At 69.0% G+C, this 24,864-nt stretch carries 28 protein-coding genes; 16 read left to right on the top strand and 12 right to left on the bottom strand.

Going from position 1 to position 24,864, the window contains the following annotated elements; all coding sequences use genetic code 11:
- Window positions 1-2 precede the first annotated feature (2 nt).
- The 4 genes from BJQ95_RS16225 to BJQ95_RS16210 form a co-directional block, all read right to left on the bottom strand.
- A complete protein-coding gene (locus BJQ95_RS16225; protein ID WP_130176276.1) occupies window positions 3-212 on the bottom strand; it encodes an RNA polymerase sigma factor in 210 nt (69 codons plus the stop codon).
- Between the two features lie 306 nt (window positions 213-518).
- Window positions 519-830 (bottom strand): AzlD domain-containing protein, encoded by a 312-nt coding sequence (locus BJQ95_RS16220; protein WP_130176277.1) that lies wholly within the window; start codon window positions 828-830, stop codon window positions 519-521.
- Window positions 827-1,570: an AzlC family ABC transporter permease gene (locus BJQ95_RS16215; RefSeq protein ID WP_130176278.1), complete on the bottom strand. Its 744-nt coding sequence runs from the start codon at window positions 1,568-1,570 to the stop codon at window positions 827-829. The genes BJQ95_RS16220 and BJQ95_RS16215 overlap by 4 nt, the downstream gene beginning before the upstream one ends.
- Window positions 1,571-1,592: 22 nt before the next feature.
- Window positions 1,593-2,033, bottom strand: coding sequence for an Lrp/AsnC family transcriptional regulator (locus BJQ95_RS16210; RefSeq protein WP_130176279.1), 441 nt, complete (start codon window positions 2,031-2,033; stop codon window positions 1,593-1,595).
- A 69-nt stretch (window positions 2,034-2,102) separates the two neighbouring features.
- On the opposite strand from BJQ95_RS16210, the gene BJQ95_RS16205 reads away from it, so the two are divergent.
- Entirely contained in the window at window positions 2,103-2,741 is a 639-nt protein-coding gene (locus tag BJQ95_RS16205) for a LysE family transporter (protein WP_130176280.1), read from the top strand.
- On the opposite strand, the gene BJQ95_RS16200 is transcribed toward BJQ95_RS16205, so the two are convergent.
- The 3 genes from BJQ95_RS16200 to BJQ95_RS16190 all read right to left on the bottom strand — a co-directional run bounded on the left by BJQ95_RS16200 (window position 2,738) and on the right by BJQ95_RS16190 (window position 5,748).
- Window positions 2,738-3,523: a glucosamine-6-phosphate deaminase gene (locus tag BJQ95_RS16200; protein WP_130176281.1), complete on the bottom strand. Its 786-nt coding sequence runs from the start codon at window positions 3,521-3,523 to the stop codon at window positions 2,738-2,740. The two genes, BJQ95_RS16205 and BJQ95_RS16200, sit on opposite strands and share 4 nt — an antisense overlap.
- 95 nt (window positions 3,524-3,618) lie before the next feature.
- Entirely contained in the window at window positions 3,619-4,863 is a 1,245-nt protein-coding gene (locus BJQ95_RS16195) for a PTS transporter subunit EIIC (protein ID WP_130176282.1), read from the bottom strand.
- A 144-nt stretch (window positions 4,864-5,007) separates the two neighbouring features.
- Complete coding sequence (locus BJQ95_RS16190) at window positions 5,008-5,748, bottom strand: GntR family transcriptional regulator (protein WP_130176283.1); 741 nt, start codon at window positions 5,746-5,748, stop codon at window positions 5,008-5,010.
- Between the two features lie 237 nt (window positions 5,749-5,985).
- On the opposite strand from BJQ95_RS16190, the gene BJQ95_RS16185 reads away from it, so the two are divergent.
- The 4 genes from BJQ95_RS16185 to BJQ95_RS16170 all read left to right on the top strand — a co-directional run bounded on the left by BJQ95_RS16185 (window position 5,986) and on the right by BJQ95_RS16170 (window position 8,576).
- Window positions 5,986-6,219: a glucose PTS transporter subunit EIIB gene (locus BJQ95_RS16185; protein WP_130176284.1), complete on the top strand. Its 234-nt coding sequence runs from the start codon at window positions 5,986-5,988 to the stop codon at window positions 6,217-6,219.
- Complete coding sequence (locus BJQ95_RS16180) at window positions 6,216-6,689, top strand: PTS glucose transporter subunit IIA (RefSeq protein WP_130176285.1); 474 nt, start codon at window positions 6,216-6,218, stop codon at window positions 6,687-6,689. Before BJQ95_RS16185 ends, BJQ95_RS16180 begins: the two co-directional genes overlap by 4 nt.
- A 33-nt stretch (window positions 6,690-6,722) precedes the next feature.
- Window positions 6,723-7,925, top strand: coding sequence for an N-acetylglucosamine-6-phosphate deacetylase (nagA, locus tag BJQ95_RS16175; RefSeq protein WP_240694582.1), 1,203 nt, complete (start codon window positions 6,723-6,725; stop codon window positions 7,923-7,925).
- 96 nt (window positions 7,926-8,021) lie between these two features.
- Complete coding sequence (locus BJQ95_RS16170; protein WP_130176286.1) at window positions 8,022-8,576, top strand: pyridoxal 5'-phosphate synthase; 555 nt, start codon at window positions 8,022-8,024, stop codon at window positions 8,574-8,576.
- A gap of 65 nt (window positions 8,577-8,641) precedes the next feature.
- On the opposite strand, the gene BJQ95_RS16165 is transcribed toward BJQ95_RS16170, so the two are convergent.
- A complete protein-coding gene (locus BJQ95_RS16165) occupies window positions 8,642-9,265 on the bottom strand; it encodes a superoxide dismutase (RefSeq protein ID WP_130176287.1) in 624 nt (207 codons plus the stop codon).
- A 61-nt stretch (window positions 9,266-9,326) separates the two neighbouring features.
- On the opposite strand from BJQ95_RS16165, the gene soxR reads away from it, so the two are divergent.
- The 4 genes from soxR (at window position 9,327) to BJQ95_RS16145 (ending at window position 13,424) form a co-directional block, all read left to right on the top strand.
- Window positions 9,327-9,791 carry a redox-sensitive transcriptional activator SoxR gene (gene soxR / locus BJQ95_RS16160; protein ID WP_130176288.1) on the top strand — a complete coding sequence of 155 codons (465 nt, stop codon included), beginning with the start codon at window positions 9,327-9,329 and terminating at the stop codon, window positions 9,789-9,791.
- A gap of 48 nt (window positions 9,792-9,839) precedes the next feature.
- Window positions 9,840-9,962, top strand: a complete 123-nt coding sequence (gene ykgO / locus BJQ95_RS16155; protein ID WP_130176289.1) for a type B 50S ribosomal protein L36 — start codon at window positions 9,840-9,842, stop codon at window positions 9,960-9,962.
- A 210-nt stretch (window positions 9,963-10,172) separates the two neighbouring features.
- Complete coding sequence (locus BJQ95_RS16150; RefSeq protein ID WP_130176290.1) at window positions 10,173-12,461, top strand: bifunctional diguanylate cyclase/phosphodiesterase; 2,289 nt, start codon at window positions 10,173-10,175, stop codon at window positions 12,459-12,461.
- Between the two features lie 84 nt (window positions 12,462-12,545).
- Window positions 12,546-13,424 (top strand): SDR family oxidoreductase, encoded by an 879-nt coding sequence (locus BJQ95_RS16145; RefSeq protein WP_130176291.1) that lies wholly within the window; start codon window positions 12,546-12,548, stop codon window positions 13,422-13,424.
- A gap of 24 nt (window positions 13,425-13,448) precedes the next feature.
- Here the strand turns inward: BJQ95_RS16145 and BJQ95_RS16140 are convergent, their stop codons facing one another.
- Window positions 13,449-14,048 carry a TetR/AcrR family transcriptional regulator gene (locus tag BJQ95_RS16140; RefSeq protein ID WP_130176292.1) on the bottom strand — a complete coding sequence of 200 codons (600 nt, stop codon included), beginning with the start codon at window positions 14,046-14,048 and terminating at the stop codon, window positions 13,449-13,451.
- 92 nt (window positions 14,049-14,140) lie between these two features.
- On the opposite strand from BJQ95_RS16140, the gene BJQ95_RS16135 reads away from it, so the two are divergent.
- On the top strand, window positions 14,141-15,355 hold the full coding sequence (locus BJQ95_RS16135; RefSeq protein ID WP_240694583.1) for an MFS transporter: 1,215 nt from the start codon (window positions 14,141-14,143) through the stop codon (window positions 15,353-15,355).
- A 134-nt stretch (window positions 15,356-15,489) separates the two neighbouring features.
- On the opposite strand, the gene BJQ95_RS16130 is transcribed toward BJQ95_RS16135, so the two are convergent.
- Window positions 15,490-15,903 carry a PLDc N-terminal domain-containing protein gene (locus BJQ95_RS16130; RefSeq protein WP_130176293.1) on the bottom strand — a complete coding sequence of 138 codons (414 nt, stop codon included), beginning with the start codon at window positions 15,901-15,903 and terminating at the stop codon, window positions 15,490-15,492.
- 236 nt (window positions 15,904-16,139) lie between these two features.
- On the opposite strand from BJQ95_RS16130, the gene BJQ95_RS16125 reads away from it, so the two are divergent.
- The 3 genes from BJQ95_RS16125 to BJQ95_RS16115 all read left to right on the top strand — a co-directional run bounded on the left by BJQ95_RS16125 (window position 16,140) and on the right by BJQ95_RS16115 (window position 19,653).
- Entirely contained in the window at window positions 16,140-17,690 is a 1,551-nt protein-coding gene (locus BJQ95_RS16125; protein WP_130176294.1) for a diguanylate cyclase, read from the top strand.
- Between the two features lie 170 nt (window positions 17,691-17,860).
- Window positions 17,861-18,793: an ABC transporter ATP-binding protein gene (locus BJQ95_RS16120; protein WP_130176301.1), complete on the top strand. Its 933-nt coding sequence runs from the start codon at window positions 17,861-17,863 to the stop codon at window positions 18,791-18,793.
- Window positions 18,790-19,653: an ABC transporter permease subunit gene (locus tag BJQ95_RS16115; RefSeq protein WP_130176295.1), complete on the top strand. Its 864-nt coding sequence runs from the start codon at window positions 18,790-18,792 to the stop codon at window positions 19,651-19,653. Before BJQ95_RS16120 ends, BJQ95_RS16115 begins: the two co-directional genes overlap by 4 nt.
- Before the next feature lie 8 nt (window positions 19,654-19,661).
- Here BJQ95_RS16115 and BJQ95_RS16110 read toward each other — a convergent pair whose 3' ends face one another.
- Window positions 19,662-20,159: a glutathione peroxidase gene (locus tag BJQ95_RS16110; protein ID WP_130176296.1), complete on the bottom strand. Its 498-nt coding sequence runs from the start codon at window positions 20,157-20,159 to the stop codon at window positions 19,662-19,664.
- Between the two features lie 151 nt (window positions 20,160-20,310).
- Between BJQ95_RS16110 and BJQ95_RS16105 the strand changes: the two genes are divergently transcribed.
- The 3 genes from BJQ95_RS16105 to BJQ95_RS16095 all read left to right on the top strand — a co-directional run bounded on the left by BJQ95_RS16105 (window position 20,311) and on the right by BJQ95_RS16095 (window position 23,685).
- Window positions 20,311-21,543: an AI-2E family transporter gene (locus tag BJQ95_RS16105; protein ID WP_130176297.1), complete on the top strand. Its 1,233-nt coding sequence runs from the start codon at window positions 20,311-20,313 to the stop codon at window positions 21,541-21,543.
- Between the two features lie 80 nt (window positions 21,544-21,623).
- Complete coding sequence (locus BJQ95_RS16100; protein WP_256041419.1) at window positions 21,624-23,171, top strand: NAD(P)/FAD-dependent oxidoreductase; 1,548 nt, start codon at window positions 21,624-21,626, stop codon at window positions 23,169-23,171.
- Between the two features lie 286 nt (window positions 23,172-23,457).
- Entirely contained in the window at window positions 23,458-23,685 is a 228-nt protein-coding gene (locus BJQ95_RS16095; protein WP_130177192.1) for a three-helix bundle dimerization domain-containing protein, read from the top strand.
- 221 nt (window positions 23,686-23,906) lie between these two features.
- Here the strand turns inward: BJQ95_RS16095 and ppk2 are convergent, their stop codons facing one another.
- Window positions 23,907-24,758 carry a polyphosphate kinase 2 gene (gene ppk2 / locus BJQ95_RS16090; protein ID WP_130177193.1) on the bottom strand — a complete coding sequence of 284 codons (852 nt, stop codon included), beginning with the start codon at window positions 24,756-24,758 and terminating at the stop codon, window positions 23,907-23,909.
- Window positions 24,759-24,864: the final 106 nt, after the last annotated feature.

The following is a 24,864-nucleotide window of genomic DNA, read 5'->3' as shown; positions in this document are numbered from 1 at the left end:
GCTCAGGCGGCGACGCGGAGGGCTTCGCGCAGGTGTGTGAGGCCCTCGCTGAGGCGACTGTCGGCGACGGCTGTGGTGACGCCGAGGAGATCGGCGACCTGGTCATTGTTGAAGCCCGCGTAGTAGGCGAGGTAGATCGCCTGGCGGTGTTCGGGAGCCAGGGTGTCGATGGCTTCCGTGGCGTTGTCGAGGTTGATGGTGGGAGTGAACATGTAAATCGTACTTTTCGTATGGACGTGTGAAGGCGGCGCGCAGCATTGCGTGCGCCGGAATTCGAACAGCGTGGATGATCGACCGAAAGTCCCGGTCGAGTGTGTCCGACCCGGTAGTGACCCGGTCGAGCAGCGGCTCCGGCCATGGATTGGGGCAGCGGAGAGGTCGGATCGTGATAAAGATCGACGCGCAACTACCTACATTAGCACATCGGGTCCTTGATCACCTCCTGGGGGACGCTCACCAGGGTCGCGCCCAGGCGTAGCAACCCCAGCGTTTCTCCGGAGTGGATGAAGGGCTGGAGGCTACGGCAGGCCGAGCAGCCGCAGGCCGGCGGCCGCGGCCGCGCCCACGATGACGACGACGAGGAACGGCGCCTTCAACCACAGCGCGACTGCGGCCGCCACGAGGGCGCCGAGCCTGGCGTCGACGGCGAGCGTTTGACCGGACGCCATGGTGTTCGCGATCGTGAGCGAGGCCAGCAGGCCGATGGTCAGGGTGCCGGCCACGCGGGCCACCCGGGGGTTCGTGAGCCACTTCTTGGGCACCAGGTAGCCGAGCAGCTTGGTGAGGAAACCCACGGCACAGGCCACGAGGATCCATCCCCACAGGGTCACGAGCTTGCCACTCGACCGGGCTCGCCCGGGTACGGATCGATGTCAGGCTCCAGGCCCTCGCCATCTGGCCCGCTGCGATAACCGAACCAGCCGATCAGGCCCGCGACGACCGCGGCAACGAGGATCGGGATGCCGGGCGGCACGAACGGCACGGTGAGCACGGTGGCGAGCGCGCAGGCCACGGCGATCGCGCCGGCCTCCCGCGACCGCAGCCGAGGCCAGAGCAGCGCCAGGAACGCGGCCACGGCGGCGCCGTCCAGGCCCCACCGCTTCGGGTCGCCCAGTGCGTCGCCGGCCACCGACCCGACCAGGGTGAACAGGTTCCACAGCACGAAGATGCCCACCCCGGCGACCCAGAAGCCGCGTTTCTGCTCGACGGGGTCGCTCTGGCCGGTGCTGGTGGCCAACGACTCGTCGATGGTCACGTGGGCGGCGGCGAACCGCCGCCAGCCGCGCGGGTGCAGCAGCACGTTCATCTGCATCCCGTACACCGCATTGCGGATGCCCAGGAGAGCCGCCGCGCTCGCGGCGGCCACCGGTGTGCCGCCGCCGGCGATGACCCCGATGAACGCGAACTGTGACCCGCCGGAGAACAGCAGCAGGCTGAGCGCCTGGGTCTGCCAGACGGTCAAGCCGGACGCGACGGACAGGGCGCCGAACGAGACGCCGTACAACCCGGTCGCCACGGCGATGGACAGGCCGACCCGGGCGCCGGGGGACTGGGCGAGGGACGTGGGCACCGCACGATCCTACCGGCGCGGGTCACTCCCTCGCGGTGGCGGGCGGGCGCAGCGCAAGCCGGGTCTGGGTCTGGCCGGCTCCGGCCTGGCTTTTCAGGCGGTGCAACAACTCGTTCAGGTGGGTGGTGTCGCTGACCCAGACGTGCAGCAGGTAGTCATAGGGACCGGTCACGTGCGCGGCATCGCGCACCTCGGGCTCGGCCAGCGCCGCGAGGAGGAAGGTTTCGGAGTCGGCGTCGGCGCGGAGCCGCACGTCGATGAACGCCTCCAGCCCGAGCGGTCCCAACGGGGAGTCGTCGGCGAGAACGGCCCGGTAGCCCACGATGACACCGGAGGCCTCGAGCTTTCGCACCCTGGCGGCGGCGGCATTCGTGCTGAGCCCCACCGCGGCCCCGAGCGCACTGAAGGAAATGCGCCCGTCGGTGCGCAGAATGCCGATAATTTCGCCGTCGAGATCGTCCATGCCGCGATCGTATCCGTGTCGCCGAGAAATACTAGGGTCGGGCTGCGGCGGCAGGGCAGGATCGTGCGCATGGAGATCACCTGGGGGCCGTTGTTCGTCGGCGGGCTGCTGGCGGGCTGGGGCGTGGCCGTGCCGCTCGGCGCGATCGGCCTGCTCGTGATGCGGGAGGCCCTGGCCGGCGGCTTCCGGGCCGGGGCCGCCGCCGCGCTGGCCGTGGCGATGGTCGACGGGCTTTACTGCGCCGCCGCGGTGCTGCTGGGCAGAGCGGCCGCTCCGGTGATCGTCTCGTGGGGAGCGGCGCCGGCGCTGTGTGCCGGGCTGGTCCTCGTGGCGCTGGGCGTCCACGGGCTGATGCGCCGCACGGCCCAGGCCGTGGTCTCCGACCGGGTGCGCCGCCCGCCGGCATCCGGCCGGGTCTTCGCGACGTTCGCCGGGCTCACCCTTGTGAACCCGGCGACGCTGCTCTACTTCGCGGCGCTGACCGCGGCACTCCCGCCGTCTCTCGGCCTCGAGGCGGCGCCGCTCGTATTCGTGGCCGGCGCCGTGGCCGCCTCCCTCTCCTGGCAACTGGTCCTGGTTGCGCTCGGAACGGTCGGGGGCGGCCGAATCGGGGTGCGCGGCCAGACGATCCTGAGCGCCTGTGGTTACGGCCTGGTCGTCGCTCTCGGAGCGGCCGCGGTGATCGCCGCTCTGGCTGCGCTGGTCTAGACGACCTGCCAGGCCGGCTTGTTCGCGTACGCGTACCGGTAGTAGGCCAGGTTGGCCAGGCGGGAGGCGGCCGCCTCGTCCACGAGCACCGTGACATGCGGGTGCAACTGAATGACGGAACCCGGGCTGCTGGAGGTGACCGGTCCCTCGACCGCCGCGGCGATGGCCTCGGCCTTCTCCTCGCCGAAGGCCAGCAGGATCAGGTGGCGGGCCCGGCGGATGGTGCCCAGCCCCTGAGTGATGCAGTGAATGGGCACGTCGTCGGGGGAGTCGAAGAACCGGGCGTTGTCGGCCCTGGTCTTCTGGGTGAGGGTCTTCACCCGGGTGAGCGACGCGAAGGAGGAACCGGGTTCGTTGAAACCGACGTGGCCGGTACGGCCGATGCCGAGGATCTGCACGTCGACGCCGCCGGCGGCGCGGATGGCGGCCTCGTAGTCGGTGCCCGCGGTTTCGAGGGTGGCCGGGTCGCCGTTGGGCACCCGGATGTTGCCGGGGGTGAGACCGATGGGCAGCACCGCGTCGCGGGTGATCACGGCCCGGTAGCTCTCCGGGTGCCCGCTGGGCAGCCCCACGTATTCGTCGAGGGCGAAACCGCGCACCCGGCTGACATCCAGCGGGTCCTGCCGCAGCGAGTCGGCGAGGGCGCTGTAGAGCGACATCGGGGTGGAGCCGGTGGCGAGACCGAGGACGGCATCCGCTTTCTGGTTGATCAGCGCTCTGATCGATGCGGCGGCGATGATGCCGGCGTTCGTCTCGGATTCGAGGACGACTACTTCAGCCAAGGGATGCTCCAGGTGCGATGGTGATGAGTGGATGGTGCGGGAAACGTGCTGCCGGCCGGTGCCGCGAGCGGGGCCCGCGACACCGGCCGACCGGGCTAAGCGGTGGTCGTCGTCGAGGTGGTCTCGGGGGCCGCCTCCTCCACGACGTCGTCGCCGCGGCCCGGCGTCTTCAGGTTCCAACGGCGGATGACGAACCGGAACAGGAAGTAGTAGAGCACGCCGTAGGCCAGCCCGATCGGGATGAGCAGCAACGGCTTTTCGGCGAGACCGAAGTTGAGGATGTAGTCGAAGGCTCCGGCGCTGAAGCTGAAGCCGTCCCGGATGCCGAGGAAGTTCACCAGGGCGAGCGAGGTGCCGGTCAGCACCGCGTGGATGGCGTAGAGCGGGAAGGCCACGAACATGAACGAGAACTCGAGCGGCTCGGTGACGCCGGTGAGCATCGCCGTGAGAGCGCCGGTGAGCATGATGCCGCCGACGATCTTCTTCTGCGACTTCTTGGCTTCGTGCCAGATGGCCAGGGCGCCGGCCGGGAGGGCGAACATCATGATCGGGAAGAAGCCGGTCATGAACGAACCGGCGGTGGGGTCCCCGGCGAAGAAGCGGTGCAGGTCGCCGGTGGCGCCGTTGTAGTCACCGATCACGAACCACATCATCGAGTTGAGGATGTGGTGCAGGCCCACGGGGATGAGCAGCCGGTTGGCGGTGCCGTACAGGAAGCCGCCCCAGATGTCGTTGGAGCTGACGAACGAGCCGAACGAGGTGAGGCCGCTGCTGAACGCGGGGTAGACGAAGCTGAGCAGCACGCCCAGGACCAGGGCGACAACGGCGGTGACGATCGGCACGAAGCGACGGCCGCCGAAGAAGGCCAGATAGCTGGGCAGCTTGATCCGGTGGTACTTCTGCCACAGCACGGCGGAGACGACGCCCATGAGCACGCCGGCGAGAACGTTGTAGTTCACCAGCACCTGCTCGGCGCCCTCTTCCGGCAGCCCCATCACGAGCGGCGACATGGCCTTGCCGACGTTGCTGAACACCAGGTAGCCGACCACGGCGGCCAGGGCGGTGGACCCGTCGGCCTTCTTGGCAAAGCCGATCGCGACGCCGACGGCGAAGAGCAGCGCGAGGTTGTCGAACAGCGCACCACCGGCGGAGGCGATCACCGCCGCCCCGGTCTCAAAGCCTGGGATGGCGCCCAGAAGGTCGGGCTGGCCCAGGCGCAGGAGGAGTCCGGCGGCGGGGAGGGCAGCGATCGGCAGCATGAGGCTGCGACCGATGCGTTGGAGCTGGGCGAGGCCCGGGATTTTTCGTCCCGTCCCGGCATCTACGGTGGTGCTGGACATGGATTCCTCCTGTGATTGTGCTCGGATTTTCTGTGGGCGGGTGAACGGAACTGGTGCAGGTCGAGGGGGATGCTCCCGCAACACGGCGCGCTGGCGCTGCCGGAGGGTCCGGCGGGCCGCCCCGGTGGGGCTGGGCAGGCTGAATTACAGGTCGTGATTGAGGTCGAGGGTCATGTGGATCTGGTAGCGGTCGCCCCGATACCAGGAGGTGACATGCTCAACTGGGGTGGACCCCGCCGACGAGGTGCGGAGGAAAACGAGAAGGGGAACGCCCTCGGTGATCCCGAGGGGTTCGGCGAGTTCGGAAGTTGCGGTCTCGGCCCACGCGGTCTGTTCGGCGTGATCGATGCGCAGGCCGTACTCGGTGGCGAAGGTGGCGTACAGCGAACGTGTGAGGTCCTGGCCGCCGAGGTCGGGCAGCAGACCCGCGGGGTAATAGCCGCGTTCGAAGGCCATCGGGATGCCGCCCGCGAGCCGCAGGCGCTCGACCCGCTGCACCTGCGCACCGGCCTTGAGGCCCAGCGCCGCCCGCACGTCGAGGGGCGCCTCGATCAACCTGGACCCCATCACGACGGTGGCGGGCACCAGGCCGCGCCGGCGCATGTCCTCGGTGAACGACGCAAGGTGCAGGTCGCTCTGCACGCGCTCACCGGTGACGAAGGTGCCCTTGCCCTGGATGCGGTAGAGCACACCCTCGTCGACCAGCTGACGGATCGCCTCCCGCACCGTCGACCGGCTCACGCCGTACTTGGTCATCAACTTGCGTTCCGGCGGGATCGCGGCGTGGGGCGCCAACGTGGTCTCGACTCGTTCGAGCAGGATGGACCGCAACTGCACGTGCTTGGGCACGGCGCCTGTGGCGAGGACCGGGCTGTCGAGTGTCACGACGGCACTACCTTTCCGGGGTGTTGGCTTTCGGGGGAGTCGGCTTTCTGTGATCCAGCTGACAACCGACCGGACCACTTCCGCTTTGTGGTCCGTACTGGTACGGTCCAATTACTCGATAATGAAGGTGCGGCGGTCTGTTTGTCAAGGCCTGGCCCGCAAAAGCGGCTCGCCGACGAGCGCCTCCTTCCCGACCGTTCCATCCCACCGATCCGTATACATTCCGAGGAGTAACTGATGAGTAGCAAGGCAGAGCAGATCCTGGCCGGCCTCGGCGGCGCCGGCAACGTCGTCGACATCGAGGCGTGCATCACCCGGCTGCGCACCGAAGTGACCGACCCCGCGATGGTCAACGAGCCGGCCCTCAAGGCCGCCGGCGCCCACGGTGTGTTCAGGTCCGGCACCATCGTGCAGGTCATCGTCGGCCCCGAGGCCGAAAACCTCGCCGACGACATCGAGGACCTCAGGTGAGCGTCGCCTCCCTGATCGTGCTCGCGCCCGTTCCCGGCCGGGCCGTCGAACTCGGCCTGGTGCCCGACCCCACTTTCGCCCAGGCGATCGTCGGCCCCGGCGGCGCGATCGATCCTCCCCGGGACGTCGTCGACGCGATCGCCCCGATCAGCGGAAAGCTGCTCAAGGTGTTCCCGCACGCCTATGTGATCGTGGCGCCGGAGGGCGTCGGGGTCTTGGTGCACCTCGGCATCGACACCGTGCAGCTCAAGGGTGAGGGTTTCGTCCTGCGCGCCCAGCAGGGCGACACCGTCATCGCCGGCGACGTGATCGTCAGCTACGACGTTCCCGCCATCGTGGCCAGCGGCCGAGACCCGATCGTGCCGGTGATCATCCTGGAGCGGCAGGCGGAGGACATCACTCTGGCCGACGCCGTGGCCGCCGGCCTGCAGCTCGCCGCCGCCGACACCTTTCTCACCGTGCGCGGCTGACCCGCCGCCCTCTCGAATCCTGGAGACATCGTCATGACACCGCTCAGCACCCGATCCGACACGGAGCCCGGGCACGCACCGGAGCTGCCGGGCGATGCCGGGCCGGGCACCGAGATGCCGCTGCTGCTCGCCGCGGGCACGGTGATCCTGCCCGATCGTGAGTACTCGCCCGGCTGGGTCGAGGTGAGCGGCGCTCTGATCGTCGCCTGCGGGGCCGGCGAACCACCCCGACCCGCGGACCTCAGCCTCCCGGGCGGGATTCTGGCCCCGGGATTCATCGACGCCCACAACCACGGCGGCGGCGGGGTCAGCTTCAACGACGCCGACACCGTCGCCGTTGCTGCGCGCATCACCCAGACGCACCTGGCCCACGGCACCACCACCATGATGGCCAGCCTGGTGACAGCGCCCATCGACGAGATGGAACGGCTGGTGCGGGCGCTCGCCGAACTTGTGCGCGGCGGCCTGCTGGCCGGCATCCACCTGGAGGGCCCGTGGCTGAGCCCCGCGCACCGGGGCGCGCACGACGAGGACCTGCTGCTACTGCCCGACCCGGACTGCGTCGACCGGCTGATGGGGGCCGGTGGTGGCGCCGTTCGTATGGTCACCATCGCGCCGGAGCTGGAGGGTGGCCTGGCCGCCGTGGCACGCATCGCTGAGTACGGCGCCGTGGCCGCCGTCGGCCACACCGATGCAGACTACGACCTCACCCAGGCGGCGATCGCGGCCGGCGCCACCGCGGGCACCCATGTCTTCAACGCCATGCGGCCGCTGCACCACCGGGCGCCGGGTGCCGCCTTGGCGCTGCTGGACGACCCGACGGTGTTCGCCGAACTCGTCGCCGACGGGGTGCACCTGCATCCGGCCGTGGTCCGCCTGATCACCGAGAGCCCCGCCCGCCCGGTGTTCGTGACGGATGCCATGGCCGCGGCCGGCGCCGCCGACGGCGACTACAAACTGGGCGCCCTGGATGTGCGAGTGGTCGACGGTCAGGCGCGACTGGAGGATGGCACGATAGCCGGCAGCGTTCTCACGCTCAGCCACGCGTTACAGTACGCCGTGCTCACCGCCGGGGTGCCGTTGCCGCTCGCGATCCGGGCCGCCACCCAGAATCCCGCCGATCTGCTCGCCATCACCGACCGCGGCCGCATCCAGCCCGGCCTCCGGGCCGACCTGGTCCTCCTCGACGCCGACCTGCACGTGCACGCGACCCTCCTCGAGGGCACCTGGGTCTAGCGCCTCCCTCTCGCGAACCGTGAGAAAAGCACCGAAGATCTCGAGTTTTAGGTGCTTTTCTCACGGTTCGCGGGGCGGATGGGTAGGCTCGCGAACGTGAGTGACACCTTGAGAGCACGGCTCCGCGCCCTGCCCGACTTCCCAGACAACCTGCCACTGTTCGACCCGGCGACCGCCCCGGCCGACCCGGTGGAACTGTTCCTCGACTGGCTCGAGGCGGCGCTCGCCGCCGGGGTGCGGCAGCCGCACGCGTTCAGCCTCGCGACCGTCGGCGCATCCGCCGATAGCGTGCTCGGCGAGACGGGCGGGGCTCCGTCGTCGCGGATGCTCATCCTCAAGGACGTCGACGACGACGGCTGGCAGTTCGCCAGTTCCCGCACCTCGCGCAAGGGCCGTGAGTTGACGGCCAACCCGCAGGCCGCGATGAACTTCTACTGGTCGGAGCTCGGCCGTCAGGTGCGGCTGGTCGGCCCGGTCGTGGAGCTCTCGGCAAAGGGCTCCGCCCGGGACTGGGCCGAACGCCCCGCTGCCGACGGCACCCCCAATCCGGCCTGGCAGCTCTACGCGCTGCGCCCGACCGAACTGGAGTTCTGGCAGGCGCGAGCCGACCGCAACCACACTCGCCACCGCATCCAGGTTCGCGAACCGTGAGTTAAGCCCCACAAACTCGAGTTTTTGGGTGCTTTTCTCACAGTTCGCGGAAGGGGAGAGGGTGGTTAGAGCGTGATCAGGCCCGAGGTGGTGTCGCGCGCCTTCTCGAAGCGAGCGGAGACGTTGGCCCAGTCGGTGACGGTCCAGAACGCCTTGACGTAGTCGGCGCGCACGTTCTGGTAGTCGAGGTAGTAGGCGTGCTCCCAGACGTCGAGCATGAGCAGCGGCACGATGCCGGCGGGGAGGTTGCCCTGCTGGTCGTAGAGCTGCACGATGATGGGCTGCTGGCCCAGGGTGTCCCACGCGAGGATCGACCAGCCGGAGCCCTGGACGCCCATGGCCACGGCCGTGAAGTGCGCCTGGAACTTCTCGAACGAACCGAAGGTGTCGTCGATCGCGGCAGCGAGCTCGCCGGTGGGCATGTCGCCACCGTTCGGGGACATGTTGGTCCAGAAGATGGAGTGGTTCACGTGACCGCCGAGGTTGAAGGAGAGGTCCTTCTGCAGCTTGTTGACGAAGGTGAGGTTGCCGGATTCGCGGGCCTGCGCAAGCTGGTCGAGTGCGGCGTTGGCGCCGGTCACATAGGCCTGGTGGTGCTTGCTGTGGTGGAGCTCCATGATGCGTCCGCTGATGGCGGGCTCGAGGGCGGCGTAGTCATAGGTCAGCTGAGGAAGCGTATATGCGGTCATTCGTTTACGATATCGTCTCAAGTGCACTTGAGATCAAGGAGACGGCCCACTGTCAGAGCACTTGTCCAGCAACGACCTCCTGCCGATCGGGCAGATTGCCGCCCGCGCCGGAGTGCCCGTCTCCACCGTGCGCTACTACGAGACGCAGGGCCTGATCCCGGCGACACGTTCGAACGGCAATGCGCGGCTCTTTCCGCGCCACGTCCTGCGGCGCATCGCCCTCATCCAAGTCTCGGTGCGTTACGGGATCTCGTTGGCCGAGGTTGCCGAGACGCTGAAAGAGCTGCCGGACAGCCGCCCGCCCAGCCGGGCCGAGTGGAGCACCATCTCCGCCAGCTGGGGCGAGCACCTCGCCCGGCAGCAGGCGGTGCTCGAGCGGATGCAGGCCGAGCTGACCGGCTGCATCGGTTGCGGCTGCCTGTCCCAGACCCGGTGCGCCGTGGTGAACTCCGACGACCGGCTGCGCACCGACGGCGCCGGCCCCCGCCGGGTGCTGGACGTGCCGGAGGCAGCCGGCGCGGAATAAATCCGGCCGCCCAGCGTTGCTTTGGGTAACCGACGGAAGGGAGCCAGGATGAAGGTACGAAATTCACTGGGTTCGATGAAGAAGATGCAGGGTTCACAGACGGTGCGGCGCCACGGGCGCACATACGTCATCAACAAGCTGAATCCCCGATTCAAGGCTCGCCAGGGTTGATCCCGTCGAATGCGGCACGCGGGTCCGGCCGATCCGCTGCCGCTCGATAAACGAGTTGGCATTTCCAGCCCATAGAGAATGACCCCGGCGGTTGCCGGGGTCATTCTCTCGTTTCGGGTACGCCCTTTCCGCTTGTCGCGAGCCTCGGTGCGTGACCAAAGCCACGACCGGCCGGGCGGTAGGCTGAGCGGAGATCTGAGGGAGAGTCACGTGAGGGTGAACTGGCGTGACCGGAGGCTTCGCGGCGACGGGGACCGTTGGCTGATCTGGGCCGTTTTTGTGCTGGTGGCGGCGTATACCGTCGGCCTGCTGCTGCACGGTGCGGGGCCGAACCCCCTCGTCGACATCTGGCTGAGCGTACTCACCCAATGGGTGCCCGCCGCGGTCTTCTGGCTGGCCGCCGTGCGCACCCGCTTCGCCCGCGGCGACGTGCTGTTCGCCACACTCGCGGTGACGTTCAACGCCGCCGCAGACACCTACGAGGTGACCGCGATGGATGCCGCGGGCGGGTTGGCGTTCCCGTCCCCGGCCGATGTCGGCTACCTGCTCTTCTACCCGCTGATGCTCGCCGCCCTGGTCGCGCTGGTGCGCAGTCAGATGCGCGGCCTGGCCTGGTCGGTCCTGCTGGACAGCGCCGTCGGCGCCCTGGGTGCCGCCGCGGTCCTCGCCGCCCTCCTCGCCCCGGTACTCACCGAAGCGGTTGACGAGTCGGCGATCCTGGCGACGGCCATCGCGGTGGCCTACCCGGGCTTCGACCTGCTCCTGGTCGCCGTCATCGCCGGTATCGCCGCCGCTCCGGGCTTGCGCATCGGCCCGCGCTGGGCCTTCTTGGTCGGCGGCCTCGTCGTCTTCGCCGCCGCCGACGTGGTCTACGCGCTCGTCGAGGTGAGCGGCACCTACCTCGTCGGCCTGCCGCTCGACGCGGCGTGGGCGCTCGGACTCGCGCTGATGGTCGTGTGGGTCGACGCCGCCGGCCGCCCGCACCGCGGCCCCTCCGCCGGGGACCGCAAGACCCCGGCCCTCTTCGTGCCCGCCGTCGCCGTTGCCGCCGGACTGGGCATACTGATCCTCGGCACGCAGGTGGTGCAACCCGTTGCCGCGGTCATCCTGGCCAGCCTCACCGTGTCCCTGGCCGCGATCCCGCTGGTGTTCCGGCAGCGATTGCTGCGCCGGCAAGCCCGAACGGACGACCTGACCGGCCTGCCTAACCGGAGGGCGCTCTACGCGGATGCGCCGGCGCTGCTCACACTCAGCCGCGACGCAACGCGGCAACGGCACAGCGCGCTGCTGCTGCTCGACCTCGACAGGTTCAAGGAAGTCAACGACAGCCTCGGCCACGACGTCGGCGACAGGCTGCTGGTGCAGGTGAGCGACCGTCTGGCCGCGGCGCTGCCGCCGGACGCCACGCTGGCCCGTCTCGGCGGTGACGAGTTCGCCATCCTGCTGGTGAACGCCGGCGAGGCCGAGGCGACCACCGTGGCGCTGAGTCTGCGCGACGCGCTCGCGCAGACCTTCAGCCTCGAGGGGCTGGCCGTGCAGACCAGCGCCAGCATTGGCATAGCCCTCTTCCCCGAGCAGGGCCACGACCTCGGCGACCTGCTGCGCCGGGCCGACATGGCGATGTACAAGGCCAAGTCCGGCCGGGGCGGTCACCACGTGTACCAGTCCGAAGATGACAGCCACGGCGACACCAGGCTGCGCACCCTGCAGGAACTGCGCCTGGCCGTGTCCGACGACCAGCTCGTGGTGTACTACCAACCCAAGATCAGCCTGCGAACCGGCGAGGTGACCGGGGTCGAGGCTCTGGTGCGTTGGCAGCATCCCACCCGCGGCCTGTTGCTGCCCGTGGACTTCCTCGACCTCGCCGAGGAATCGGGGTTGATGCACGCGCTCACCCGGATCGTGCTGGGTACGGCACTCGATCAGGCCGTGCTCTGGCAGAACGCCGGCCGCTCCCTGACCATCGCGGTCAACATATCGGCCAGCTCGCTGGTGAACGTCGAGTTCCCCGAGGAGATCGTGCGGATGGTCACCGCACGCCGGCTGCCGGCGTCGGCGCTGATGCTGGAGATCACCGAGGACTTCCTGATGAGCGACAGGGGCCGAGCCAGGGACGTGCTCAGCCGGCTCCGGGAGGCCGGGATCCAGATCGCCGTCGACGACTTCGGCACCGGCTACAGCTCGCTCTCCTACCTGAGGGACCTGCCCATCGACGAACTCAAGCTGGACCGCTCCTTCGTGGTGCCGATGGCCGACGACGCCCGCGCCGCGTCCCTGGTGGCGTCCACCATCGACCTGGCCCACAGCCTGGGCCTGCGGATGGTCGCCGAGGGTGTGGAGAGCAGTGTTGCGTACGACGAGCTGGCCCGGTACGGCTGCGATCACGCGCAGGGCTTCTTCATGTCACAGCCGATTCCGGCCCTGGAGCTGGAGCGTTGGTTGGCGGCTCGCCACGATCTGGAACCGGGGTCAGCGGACCGAATCCGGCTTCTGCCGTGACGTTTGGGTCCCGGTTCCCGTCTCAGCACTGAACCCGGCAGGCCGTCAACCGGCCCTCGACCCCTCGTCCCGGCTAGGAGCCACATGACCGACCTCCAGAACCCCACCACCGCCTTCCACACCGGCGGCTTCCCCCTGCAGCAGCAGGAACAGCCCGGCCTGACCGGGGCCACCGTCCCTCGCCCCGACCACGGCGAAGACAGCTATGTCGGCACCGGCAAGCTCCAGGGCAAGCGGGCGCTGGTCACCGGCGGCGATTCCGGGATCGGCCGTGCCGTCGCCATCGCCTTTGCGCGGGAGGGCGCCGACGTGGCCATCTCGTACCTGCCCGAAGAGCATGACGACGCCGAAGACACCGCGGCCCTGGTGCGCGCCGCCGGGCGGAGCGCCGTGCTGTTGGCCGGCGACATCCGCAGCGAACAGCACTGCATCGACATCGTTGAGCACACGACGGCCCAACTGGGCGGCCTCGACATCCTGGTGCTGAACGCGGCCTACCAGGAGAACCGGAACGGTCTGGAGACCCTGGAGACCAAGGAATTCGACAGGGTCTTCAAGACCAACCTCTATGCGACGCTGTGGATCGCCCGCGCCGCGATCCCGCACCTCACGCCGGGCTCCTCGATCATCACCACCACCTCGATCCAGGCGTCCAGCCCGTCACCGGAACTGATCGACTACGCCATGACCAAGGCTGCGCTGGTGGCGTTCACCCAGGCGCTCGCCCAGCAGCTGGGATCCACCGGGGTGCGGGTCAACGCCGTCGCGCCCGGACCGATCTGGACGCCGCTGATCCCCGCGACGTCCTGGCCGGACAAGCTGCCCACCTTCGGCCAGGACACCCCGCTGGGCCGGGCCGGTCAGCCCGCCGAACTGGCGTCTGCCTACGTATACCTGGCGTCGCAGGATTCGTCGTTCACCTCGGGCGCCGTGCTGCCGGTCACGGGCGGGCGCGGCTTCTAGACCGCACCGCAAACGGGCTTAGGGCTACCGACGGAGGCCGTTGAGGAGGAGGTCGGCAGCGGTGTGCAGCGCGGCCGGCGGCACAGCGTCGAGCAGTTGCGTGGAGACCCCCAGCACAAAGGAGTGCACCAGGATCGCCGAGGCCACAGGATCACGGTCGGCAGGGATTGCGCCGGCAGCGACGCCTCGACGGATGCAGGCCTCGATGCCCGCTCGATCCTCCGCCCGACGTGCGGCGACGACACTCCGCGCTGCGACGTCATCGTCGCCGCCCGCCCCAACGGTCGCTGAGAGCGCCACGAGACACCCGCCCGGATGCGCCAGGTCGGACTGCATCTCGATCGTGCCGTGAATCATCCGGCCGAGCGCGTCGAGAGGGCCGAGTCTCAGGTCGCCGACGAGTTCGCTCACCCGTCCCGGACCGGCGATGTAGTGCTCGATCGCACGCTCGAACAGGCCCTCCTTCGACCCGAAGGCGCCGTAGAGGCTCGCCGATGAGAGCCCGGTCGCCGCACGGAGCTGCGCGATGGACGACGCCTCGTACCCGTGCCGCCAGAACACCTGCATCGCGGCGTCGAGCACCTCCTCCTCGACGAAGGTCCGCGGTCGTCCCTGTTGTGCCATCTCTGTCCTTTCGGATCGTTCGTTCCAGTTTGACACACGGAGGCGTGTTCGTCACTATAGGAACGTTCGTTCCATAAATTGAGGAGTCAGTAGTGAACGTACCAGCACCCGAAACCACCGCCGTGAAACTGCCGGAGGCCGAACGTCGCCTGCCCGTTCTCGCCCTCGTTCTGATGGCCCTCAGCGGGTTCATCATCATCATGACCGAGACGCTTCCGGCCGGCCTGCTTCCCCAACTCGCCACCGACTTCCAGATCAGCGACGGCACCGCCGGCCAGCTCATAACCGTCTACGCCCTCGGCACCGTCGTCGCCGCGATTCCCACGATCGCGATGACGCGGGGCGCGTCCCGCAAGCCGTTGCTGGTCATCGGGTTGCTTGGCTTTTTCGTTGCCAACACGCTCACGGCGATCGCGCCGACACTCGTGATCGCCCTCGTCGTGCGCTTCATCGCCGGAGCATTCTCCGGCCTGATCTGGGGCATGCTCGCGGGCTACGCGCGTCGAATCGCCGCCCCCGAGCATGCAGGCCGCGCCCTCGCGATCGCGATGGCCGGCACTCCGGTCGCGCTCTCAATCGGTACGCCGCTCGGCGCGTGGCTCGGCTCGATGGTGGGCTGGCGGTGGTCCTTCGCGGGCGTCTCCGTGCTGACCGTGGTCGTGGTGCTGTTGGTGCTTGGGTGTGTGCCGAACGCCCCAGGGCAGCGATCAGGCACCAGAGTTCCCCTCGGGCGCGTGCTTGTGATCCCGGGTGTCGCCGTGGTCCTCGGTGTGGTGTTCGCGTGGATGCTCGCCCACAATCTGCTCTACTCCTACATCGCGCCGTACCTCGAAGGCGCGGGAGTCGGTCTGCGCCCCGACGTTACCCTGTGCGCCTTCGGCATCGCCGCACTCGTCGGCATCTGGATCACGGGCACCCTCATCGACCGATCGCTCCGACGCCTTACCGTCTTGAGCACGGCGGCCTTTATCGTCGCCGGCGCGCTGTTGCTCGCCCTGCCGGCTTCACTGCCGGTGACGATCGTCGCGGTGGCGCTGTGGGGCGTCGCGTTCGGCGGCGCCGCTACACAGCTGCAGACGGCGATCGGAGATGCGGCCGGCGAGAGCGTCGACGTTGCCAACGCGATGCTCACAACCGTGTTCAACCTCGCCATCTTCGGCGGCGGGGCGATCGGCGCGCTCCTCGTCGATGGCAGCGGACCGGCAGCGCTCCCCATCGCGATGATCGCCCTCTCCGCGGTCGCCCTTGTGATCGTCATCCTCGGCCGAAGGCACGCCTTCCCGTCACGCCGGAAAGTTGCCGTGTAGCGACGAAGGTCACACACGGCAGACAGCAGCGCTGCATTCATCCAGACTGCACGCATCCGGACTGCAGGGTTCCAGACAGGGCACGGCAGCAGCGGGCGGCGGCATCCGGGATGCGCCGCCCGCTGCTGTTCGGGTCAGACCACGTCGGAACGGGCCTGGGTGTTGCCCAGCGCGCGGTCCTTGAGAACCGCGTACTCGCCCTGATTGATCGCTCCGGAATCGAGGAGTTGCTTGGCCTGGGCGATGTCCTGCGCCGGAGTGCTGCCGGCGACCGACCGGATGTACTCGTCGGTGCTCGCCTTCTCCTGCATGCCGGCGTTGACCTGGCGCTCCGCCATGCCCCGGCCGCGTGCGATGACGTAGACCAGCACCGTCAGGATCGGTACGAAGACCATGAAGAGCAGCCACACCGCTTTCGCCCAGCCGTTCATCGTGCGATCCCGGAATACGTCGATGATCACAGCGAAGAGTGCGAACAGGTAGGACACGAACACGAATGTCCAAAAGAAGAATCCAATGAAATCCCAGAAACTTGACCAGAAGCTCATGGTCGGCACCTTTCTCTGTTACGTCTGGCCGAGGCCCTGCCGCCGCAGTGGGGCAGCGTGTCACAGTCCTTGGCTGCTATTCACGGTAATCACCCAGGGCAGTTCTGGATCGCCCGAATCGGGTGAGAAAAGAGTGGGCGGACACTAGGCTGAGCGCAACAGTGCGTCCTCTCTCATGAGAAGGCCTCCGGAAGGAAAGCCAACGCTGGAACCGACCGGGGGAGTGGGGCACAGCGATGGTGGTCGAGCAGCAGACGGTCGATGAGCGCCTGGCCTGGGTCGAGCGTCAGTACTGGATCGACAAGGATGTCGCGCTCGCTGCCGCCCAGGACTGGTTGGCGGAGCTGGGGCCCGGCAAGCACGGCGCACTGAGCCGCCGCCTCGAGGTGCAGGTGGCTTCGATCATGACCCGCAGGGGTGACCCCCGGCAGGGTGCGGCCGAGGTGCAGCACATCCTCCGTTGGGCTGAGCGGCACGGCGAACTCGCCCTGCAGTCCCGCTGCCACGACGTGCTCGGCTCGATCTTCGAACTCGTCGGTGATCGCGCGCTCTCGCTCGAGCACGCCGTCGCCACGAACGACCTGATGGACGAGTCCGAGTTGCCGCTGATGCGATCCGCCGCCCGGCTGACCCTGGCCGACGCCCTCGGCTCGGCGGGGTCGTTCGATGAGGCGCGCCGCCGGTACAACGAGGCGCTGCGGATGGTGATCGACGACCCGGAAACCAGCATCCGGTACCAGATACTGAACAACCTCGCCTACACCGAGTACCTGGCCGGAAACCACGACGAAGCCCTCGCCGCCGTGGAGAGCCTCATCTCGTTGTCCGCGCTCAACGAGCGCCCGATCGGGATGTACGCCCGCGACACCATCGCCAGGGTGTACCTCACCGCTGGGCGACTGAAGGATGCCGCGGCCACCCTGGTGGCGGCGTTGGAAGCCCAGCCCGTCGACTACCACCCGGACAGTATCGCGTGCGCCCTGGTGACGCTGGCCGAGACCTACCGGCGGCAGGGCCGCTTCGATCAAGCCCAGGCCGTGATCGACCGGTGCCGGGAGCTCACCACGGAGCACACCCTGGTGCGCTGGGCGACGGAGGCCACGAGGGAACAGGCCGAGATCCACGCCGAGACGGGCGATTTCAAGGCCGCGTTCGAGGCCTACCGCAGCTACCACGAGCAGTCCATCGCGCTCGGTGCCAGCGAGAACGAGGCGCGGGGGCGCATCCTCGAGGCAATGTTCCAGACCGCGGAATCCCGTCGGGAAAGCGAGCACTACCGCGAAATGGCCGAACGCGACCCGTTGACCGAGCTGCCCAACCGGCGGTTCGTCGACGAGCACCTCAACGTGCTGCTGGCCCTGCTCCGTGAGGGCGGCGCGCCCGTGTCGATCGCGATGCTCGACGTGGACCGCTTCAAGCGCATCAACGACACCCTCTCGCACGAGGTAGGTGACCAGGTGCTCCGGGAGCTCGGCCGGATTCTGGCCGAGGCGATGGCGCCGGTTCCGGGTGCCGTCGCAGCCCGTCTGGGCGGGGAGGAGTTCCTCCTGATCATGCCGGGGCTGGATGCGACCGCCGTGCGGACGCTCTGCGAGACTGTGCGGCGTGCTGTCCTGGAGCACGATTGGTCGCCGATCGCTGCCGGGCTGCGGGTCACCGCCAGCCTGGGTGTGGCCCGGGCCCCCGACGACGCCGACACCAGTTCCGCGCTGCTGCGGGCCGCGGATGTGCGCATGTACGTGGCCAAGCGCGACGGCCGCAACCGCGTCGTGCAGGCCGGCGACTGAGGCCTCATACCGAACTGCCCCCTTCCGGACCAGCTGCCCCGGTGTGCGGGGGCAACTCGTCCGGGCGGGGGCAGGTGGCCGGCTGGCCGGCTCCTGCACACCGGACCAGGCCGCATCCGGACCGCTTGTGGCCCGGCACCGGCCTGCCTAGGCTCAGCACCGTGACGACAATGCGAACGTCCTCCGATACCGCCATCCAGGCATTCCAGCTGGTCAAGAGTTTCGGCAGCACGCTCGCCCTCGACGGGGTGAGTTTCACCGTTCCTCGCGGCAGCGTTTTCGGGGTGATCGGGCCCAACGGCGCCGGCAAGACCACCATCATGCGGGCGCTGCTCGACCTGATCCGGCTCACCTCCGGGCGGGCGACCCTGCTCGGCACCGATTCCCGCAACGCCGGCCCCGAGCTCCGTCTCCGGATCGGCTTCCTGCCCGGTGAGCTGATCCTGGAGGGCCGGGTCACCGGCCGGCGGCTCCTCCGCCACTACGCCAACCTCTCCGGCCCGGTGCGTACCGGCCGGGTCGACGAGCTGGCCGAGAGGCTCGGCCTGGACCTGGACCGCACGGTGCGCACCCTCTCCAAGGGCAACAAACAGAAACTGGGCATCGTGCAGGCGTTCATGCACCAGCCGGACCTCCTGGTGCTCGACGAGCCGACCAGCGGCCTGGACCCGCTCATGCAACAGGAGTTTCTGGCTCTGGTGAGCGAGGCCAGGGATGCCGGCCAGACCGTGTTCCTCTCCTCGCACGTGGTCAGCGAGATCCAGCAGGCCGCCGACGAGGTCGCGATTCTGCGCGACGGTCGCATCATCACGGTGGCGGGGGTCGAAGCCGTGCGGGACACGGCCATCCGCCACCTCCGGCTGAGCGCAACCGGCCTGACCATCGCCGACCTGGAGGGCCGGCTGGTCAACCTGGCCGGCATGGACGAGCTAGACTGCCGCCCGACGGAGACTGGCGCCGAGGCCACTGCCGTCTTCAGCGGCGCGATCACCCCGTTTGTGCAGGCCATCGCCACCCTCAGCCTCACCGACCTGGTGATAGAGGAACCGGATCTCGAGGAAGCGGTGCTGCGCCTGTACTCGGCGCCGGAGGCCCGGCCATGACCGCGACCCGGGCTCGGCTTGCCGGGGACCGGCTCCCCGTGGACCGGCTCCGGCTGGTGCGGCGCACCGCACTACCGATCTTCACCAAGTCCCTCGTCGACGGGTGGCGCTCCCTGCTCGGCTGGTCGGTCGGCTTCACCGCGGCGTTGAGCCTGTACCTGCCGATCTTCCCGAGCATGAGCGGAAACTCTCAGATGCAGGACCTGATCGACAGTCTGCCGACCGAGCTGACCCGCACCCTCAACTACCAACAGATCAACACCGGCGCCGGGTACACCCAGTCCACCTTCTTCGGCCTGATCGGATTCCTGCTCATCAGCATCGCCGCCATCAGCTGGGGCGCGGCCGCGATCGGCGGCGACGAGGAATCGGGCCAGCTGGAGCTCACCCTCGCGCACGCCGTGACCCGGGAGGAGGTGGTCGCCCAACGCTTCGCCGCGCTGACGGTCAAGATCCTGGTACTGGCGCTCGTCGCGTTCGTGGTGATCCAGTTTTGGAACGGCCCGGCCGAACTCGACATCGACGTGGCCAACCTGATCGAGACCTGCCTGCTCTTCGGCGGCCTCGCGCTCGTCTGCGGCAGCACCGCCCTGCTCTGCGGCGCGATCACCGGACGCCGGATCTGGGGCATCGGCGGCGGTGCGGCCGTGGCCGTGACCGGCTACGTGTTCAACGCCATCGCAAACCAGAGCACCGACCTCGAATGGCTGCACGACCTCTCGCCGTACTACGCGGCATTCGGCAACAGCCCGCTGACCAACGGCACGGACGGCTGGACGCTGGCGCTGTTCTACCTCGCCGCTATAGTGCTGGGCGCTGTGGCGGCGCTCACCCTGCGGCAGCGTGACGTGGGCGTCTGAGCGGGAGGCTACGCCGGAGCTGCAACGGGCAGCCCCGACTCGATCACGCTGAGGATCTCCGGCGCATCGGGCGCCGTCGCCGGGCGGAACCTGTGCACGGCGCCGGCGGGGGTGACCACGAACTTCTCGAAGTTCCAGCCGATGTCGCCGGCGACACCGTCGTCATCGGCCGTCTCGGTCAACGCGGCGTAGAGCGGATGCCGGTCGGGGCCGTTGACCTCGATCTTGTCGAACAGCGGGAAGGTGACGCCGTAGGTGGTGGAACAGAAGTCAAGGATCGCCTCCATGCTGCCCGGCTCCTGGCCCTTGAACTGGTTGCAGGGAAAACCGAGCACGGTGAAGCCGCGGTCGCCGTAGGTCTTCTGCAGCTCCTCGAGGGCGGCGTACTGCTCGGTGAGACCGCACTTCGAGGCCACGTTCACGATGAGTACAACGTGGTCGGCGTAGTCGGCTAGGGTGACGATCCGGCCGGCGGCGGTGGTCAGGGGAATGCTGCGAAGGCTCATGCTTCAAGCTTAGGGAGCCGGGTGGGCGCCGGGCGAATGGTCCGGTTGCCGGCCGCTGTGAGTTCGCCTCACCCGAAACGGGTGACGCCGCGGCGGGCTGCGGGGGAGGACACTGTGCCTGACGCTGACCGACGCAGAGCAGGGAGTCCTCATGTGGCGACGCCGATCCAGGACCCGATCACGCGCGGAGGACGCCCCGCAGTCACCCCCCGCCGGCATCGGTGGGGAGTCGGCTCTCATCCCCACCCCGCCGGTGCTGTCGTACCGCAGCACCGCGATCCTGATCGGCCTCGGCGGTGCTACCGTCACGGTGTTCGGGCTGGCCGCCATCGCCGGTATCGCGGCGCCGATCCTCCTGGCCCTGGTCCTCACAATCTGTGCTCACCCGGTGCGCCGCGGCCTCGAGCGGCGCGGCGTGCCTCGGGGCCTGGCCACCGGGTCGGTCGTGGCGACGGTGTTCATCGTGCTCGCCGCGTTCGTGGCTGCGCTGGGGTTGGCCATCGGCCAGTTCGCGGCCCTGCTGCCCCAGTTCTCCAGTCAGCTCAGTGACATCGGCACTTCGGTGGCCGACTGGCTGGCCGGCCTCGGCTTCGGAACCGCGCAGGTGCAGGCCGTTGAAGCGAACTTCAATCCCAGCAATCTGGTGCCGGTGGTCTCCGGGCTGTTCGGGAGCATCACCAACATCACGGTCGCGCTGGTGATCGTGCTCACCATGCTGATCCTGATGGCGGCGGATGCGGGCTACCTGCCCACACTGCTCCGCCAGCTGCGGCCGGCCCGGCCGACCCTGGTCGAGGCCCTGACTGACTTCGCCTCCAGCGTGCGGCGATACATGGTGGCGACCACGCTGCTGGGCATCGCGCAGGGCGCGCTGAACGCGTTGGCGCTGGTGCTGCTCGGGGTGCCGGGCGCGTTCCTCTGGGGGTTGCTCTCGTTCCTGTGCAGCTTCATCCCCAACGTGGGCTACTTCATCGCCATTATCCCGCCCACGGTCTTCGCCTTCCTCACCGGAGGCTGGGAGCTTGCGCTGCCCGTGATCGTGATCTATGCGATCGTCAACGCGGTCGTGCAGTCGATCGTGCAACCGCGGGTGGTCGGCAACGCGGTGGCGCTGAGCCAGTCGCTCACCTTCGCCTCGGTGCTGTTCTGGGCGATCGTGCTCGGCGCCATCGGGGCGATCCTCGCCATCCCGCTCACCCTGCTGGTGCGCACGATCCTGGTGGATGCCGACCCCGCCGCCGCCTGGTGGCGGCCGTTGATCGGCGACCTGGACGACACCCGCACGCTGATGAAAACCGAGGATGCCCGGCAACGGGCACTGCGCAAGGCCGGCCGGGCGGCGAAGTCCGGATCCGGCCGGGCGGCCAAGAGGGCTCAGGAGTAAAACTGGCCGGTGCTGGTCAGGGCCAGTTCCCAGGACCCGCTGGCAAGCTCAGTCATCCGTTCTGCTGCCAGGAGGCTCCCATGACCGCTCGCCCCGACATCTCGACCGAGCCGCGTTCGCACTACGACGTGCTCGTGATCGGCGCCGGCCCGGCCGGCACCGCCGCGGCCCTCCGCGCGGCCGAGCTGGGCGCCAGGGTCGTGGTGGTCGAGGCCGATCGCACCGGCGGCACCTGCGTGAACACCGGCTGCGTGCCCACCCGGGCGCTCGCCAAGGCGGCCCGGCTGATGCGCGAGGTGCGCACGGCCGAGACCTACGGAATCGAGGCCGCCGTGACCCGGTTCGACTGGCGCACCACGGCCGCCCGGGTCACCGAGTCCGTCGACCGGGTGCGGGCGATCAAACGGGAGGCCGAGCGGTTCAGCGACGCCGGAATCGACCTGGTGCTCGAGGGCCGCGCCCGGTTCGTCGACCCGCACACGGTGCTGCTCGAAAGCGGCCGCCGCATCAGCGCCGACAACATCCTGGTCTGCGTCGGCGGTCACTCTCGCCGGCTGCCGATCCCCGGGGCCGACCTGGCCACGGTGCCCGAGCACGTGCTCACCCTGCCCGCCCTGCCCGAGCGCCTCGCCGTGATCGGCGGCGGCAACACCGGCGCGCAGCTGGTGACGATCTTCAGTTCGTTCGGCTCGCGGGTGACCCTGCTCGATGTGGCGCCGAGAATCCTGATGGCCTCGGACGCCGCCGTCTCCGCGGGCGTGACCACCGCCTTCCGCGAGCAGGGTACCCAGGTGCACACCGGCATCAACACCGTCGAGTCCCTGGTGAAGCAGCCGGATGGCTCGATCACCCTCACCTGGCGGGTCGCCGGTGAGCCGGTGGCCGAGCCGTTCGACGCCGTGATCATGGCGACGGGGTGGCCTGCGGATGTCGACGACCTGGGTTTGGCCAGCGCCGGCGTGGCCACCGAGCGCTCCGCGATCCCCGTCGACCAGTACTTCCGTAGCGAGGTGTCGCACATCTTCGCCGTGGGCGACGCGAACGGCCGGGACATGCTCGTGCAGGCCGCGCAGTTCGAGGGCGAGGCCGCGGCCGAGAACGCCGTGCTCGGCACCAACCGCCGCACCCCGCACCACCTGCTGCCGGCCGGCGGGTTCACCGACCCCGACTACGCCGGGGTGGGGCTCACCGAGGAGCAGGCGCGCGCCCGGGACCCGCTCTGCGTCGTCGCCACCGTGCCCTACGCGAGCCTGGACCGGGCCGTGATCGACGACCGGGAACGCGGCTTCCTGATGCTGATCTCCGACCGGCGCCGGGACCTGATCCTGGGTGCGCACGCAGTGGGCGAGAACGCGATCGAGGTGGTGCAATCGGTGACCACGGCCATCGCCGCCGGTGTGGACGTGGCCACCCTCGCCCACGTGCGGTTCGCCTACCCCACCTACAGCGCCATCATCGGCCTCGCCGCCCGCACCCTCCTGGCCGAGGCGGCCCCGGCCCCCGCTGCTGCCGCCGCCCCTGCCGCCCCTGCCGCTGCAGCCCCTGCGGCTGCAGCCCCTGCCGCCCCTGTCGCTGCCGCCTCTGTCGCCGCTGCCCCTGCCGCCCCTGCAGCCGTCGTCGAAGGCTGATCTCGCGGGAGCGGGGCTGTGGTCACCTCAGTGCGCTGAGGCAGCCACACGGCCGCTCTCGCGGGGTTGTCGTGCTCGGCGCGGCCCCGCGCATCCAGCCCTAACCGGGCTGACTGTTACCACTGCGGACAATTGGTCCCGGTGCGCCGGGCCCAATTGTCCGCACGGGCAACAGTTATGCTCCAAAACCTGGTCTGCACCGGATGCCGGCTGCACGTCCGTGCACGATCCGCCGGCGCGTGCCGCCGAAGTTGACCGGGCGCTCCAACGGTCGCAGACTGATCCCGTGGACAACGTCGAACGTCAAGACCATGAAGATCAGGCCGTCTCGAAGGTCGTCGACAGGCTCGCCGAGAAATTTCCCGACCGACCTCGGTCACTGATCGAAGACGTCGTCACCGAGCAACGCCATCTGCTGGACGGCAAACCGATCCGCGACTACGTGCCCGTGCTGATCGAACACGGCGCCAAGGCGCGGTTGCGCCAGTCCGCCACCACCGGCGTCAGCCATTGACCGGCCTCAGCTGCTGACCGGCGTCAGCCACTGGCCGGCCTCACCCGCTGGCCGGCGCCATCTGCTGGCCGGCCTCACCCGCTGGCCGGCCTCACCCGCTGGCCGGCCTCACCCGCTGGCCGGCGTCAGCCACTGACCGGGCCTGCCCGCTGACCGGCGCTGCCCGCTGACCGGCGCTGCCCGCTGACCGGCGCCAGCCGTTGACCGGCGCCCCACCTGGGTCAGCCCTTCTTCTTGCCTTTGGCTTCCGCGGCCAGTGCGGCGATGCGAGCCGCGTGGTCCGGCACCGGCCGGTTGAGTTCGCGCGGCGGCCGTTCGTAGTCCGAGGCCGGCGGCCGGTGCGGGATGCGCACCAGCGGCGGCTCCATCTGCTCATAGGGCACCATCGACAGGAAATGGCTGATCATGTTGAGGCGCGCGGCGCGCTTGTCCTCGCTCTCGACGACCCACCAGGGGGCCTCGGCGATGTCGGTGTGCACGAACATCTCGTCCTTGGCCTTGGAGTAGTCCACCCATTTGGTGATCGAGAGCACGTCGGTTTCGGAGAGCTTCCACTGCCGCATCGGGTCCTTGAGCCGGGACCTGAAGCGCAGCTCCTGCTCGTGATCGGACACCGAGAACCAGTACTTGAGCAGGATGATGCCGTCCTCGACCAGCATCCGTTCGAACAGGGGCGCCTGGTGCAGAAACCGGCGGTACTCGTCGGGCGTGCAATAGCCCATCACCTTCTCGACCCCCGCCCGGTTGTACCAGGACCGGTCCATCAGCACGATCTCACCGGCGGTGGGCAGGTGCTCGATGTAGCGCTGGAAGTACCACTGGCCGCGCTGACGGTCGGTGGGCATCGGCAACGCCACGATCCGCGCGATGCGCGGACTGAGGTACTCGGTGACCCGTTTGATCGCCGAGCCCTTGCCCGCGGCATCGCGGCCCTCGAAGATCACCACGATGCGGGCGCCGGACTCGCGGACCCACTCCTGCATGGTGACCAAGTCCGCCTGCAAACGGCGCAGCTCGACCTCGTAGAGTCTCCTGTTCATGCGGGGAGTGCCGGTTGCAGCCTTCTTCGCCATGCGCGGTCCTTCCTGGTTCACGTGCGCTCAGCGTACTCGGTGGCGCGGCGGGCGCCGTAGAGTTTTGCGCCGCCAGTGCCTAGGCTGGCGCTGACCGAGTCACCGT

This window comes from Cryobacterium sp. SO1 (assembly GCF_004210215.2).
GTDB lineage: Bacteria > Actinomycetota > Actinomycetes > Actinomycetales > Microbacteriaceae > Cryobacterium.
This window is presented reverse-complemented; position numbering and strand designations above follow the sequence as displayed.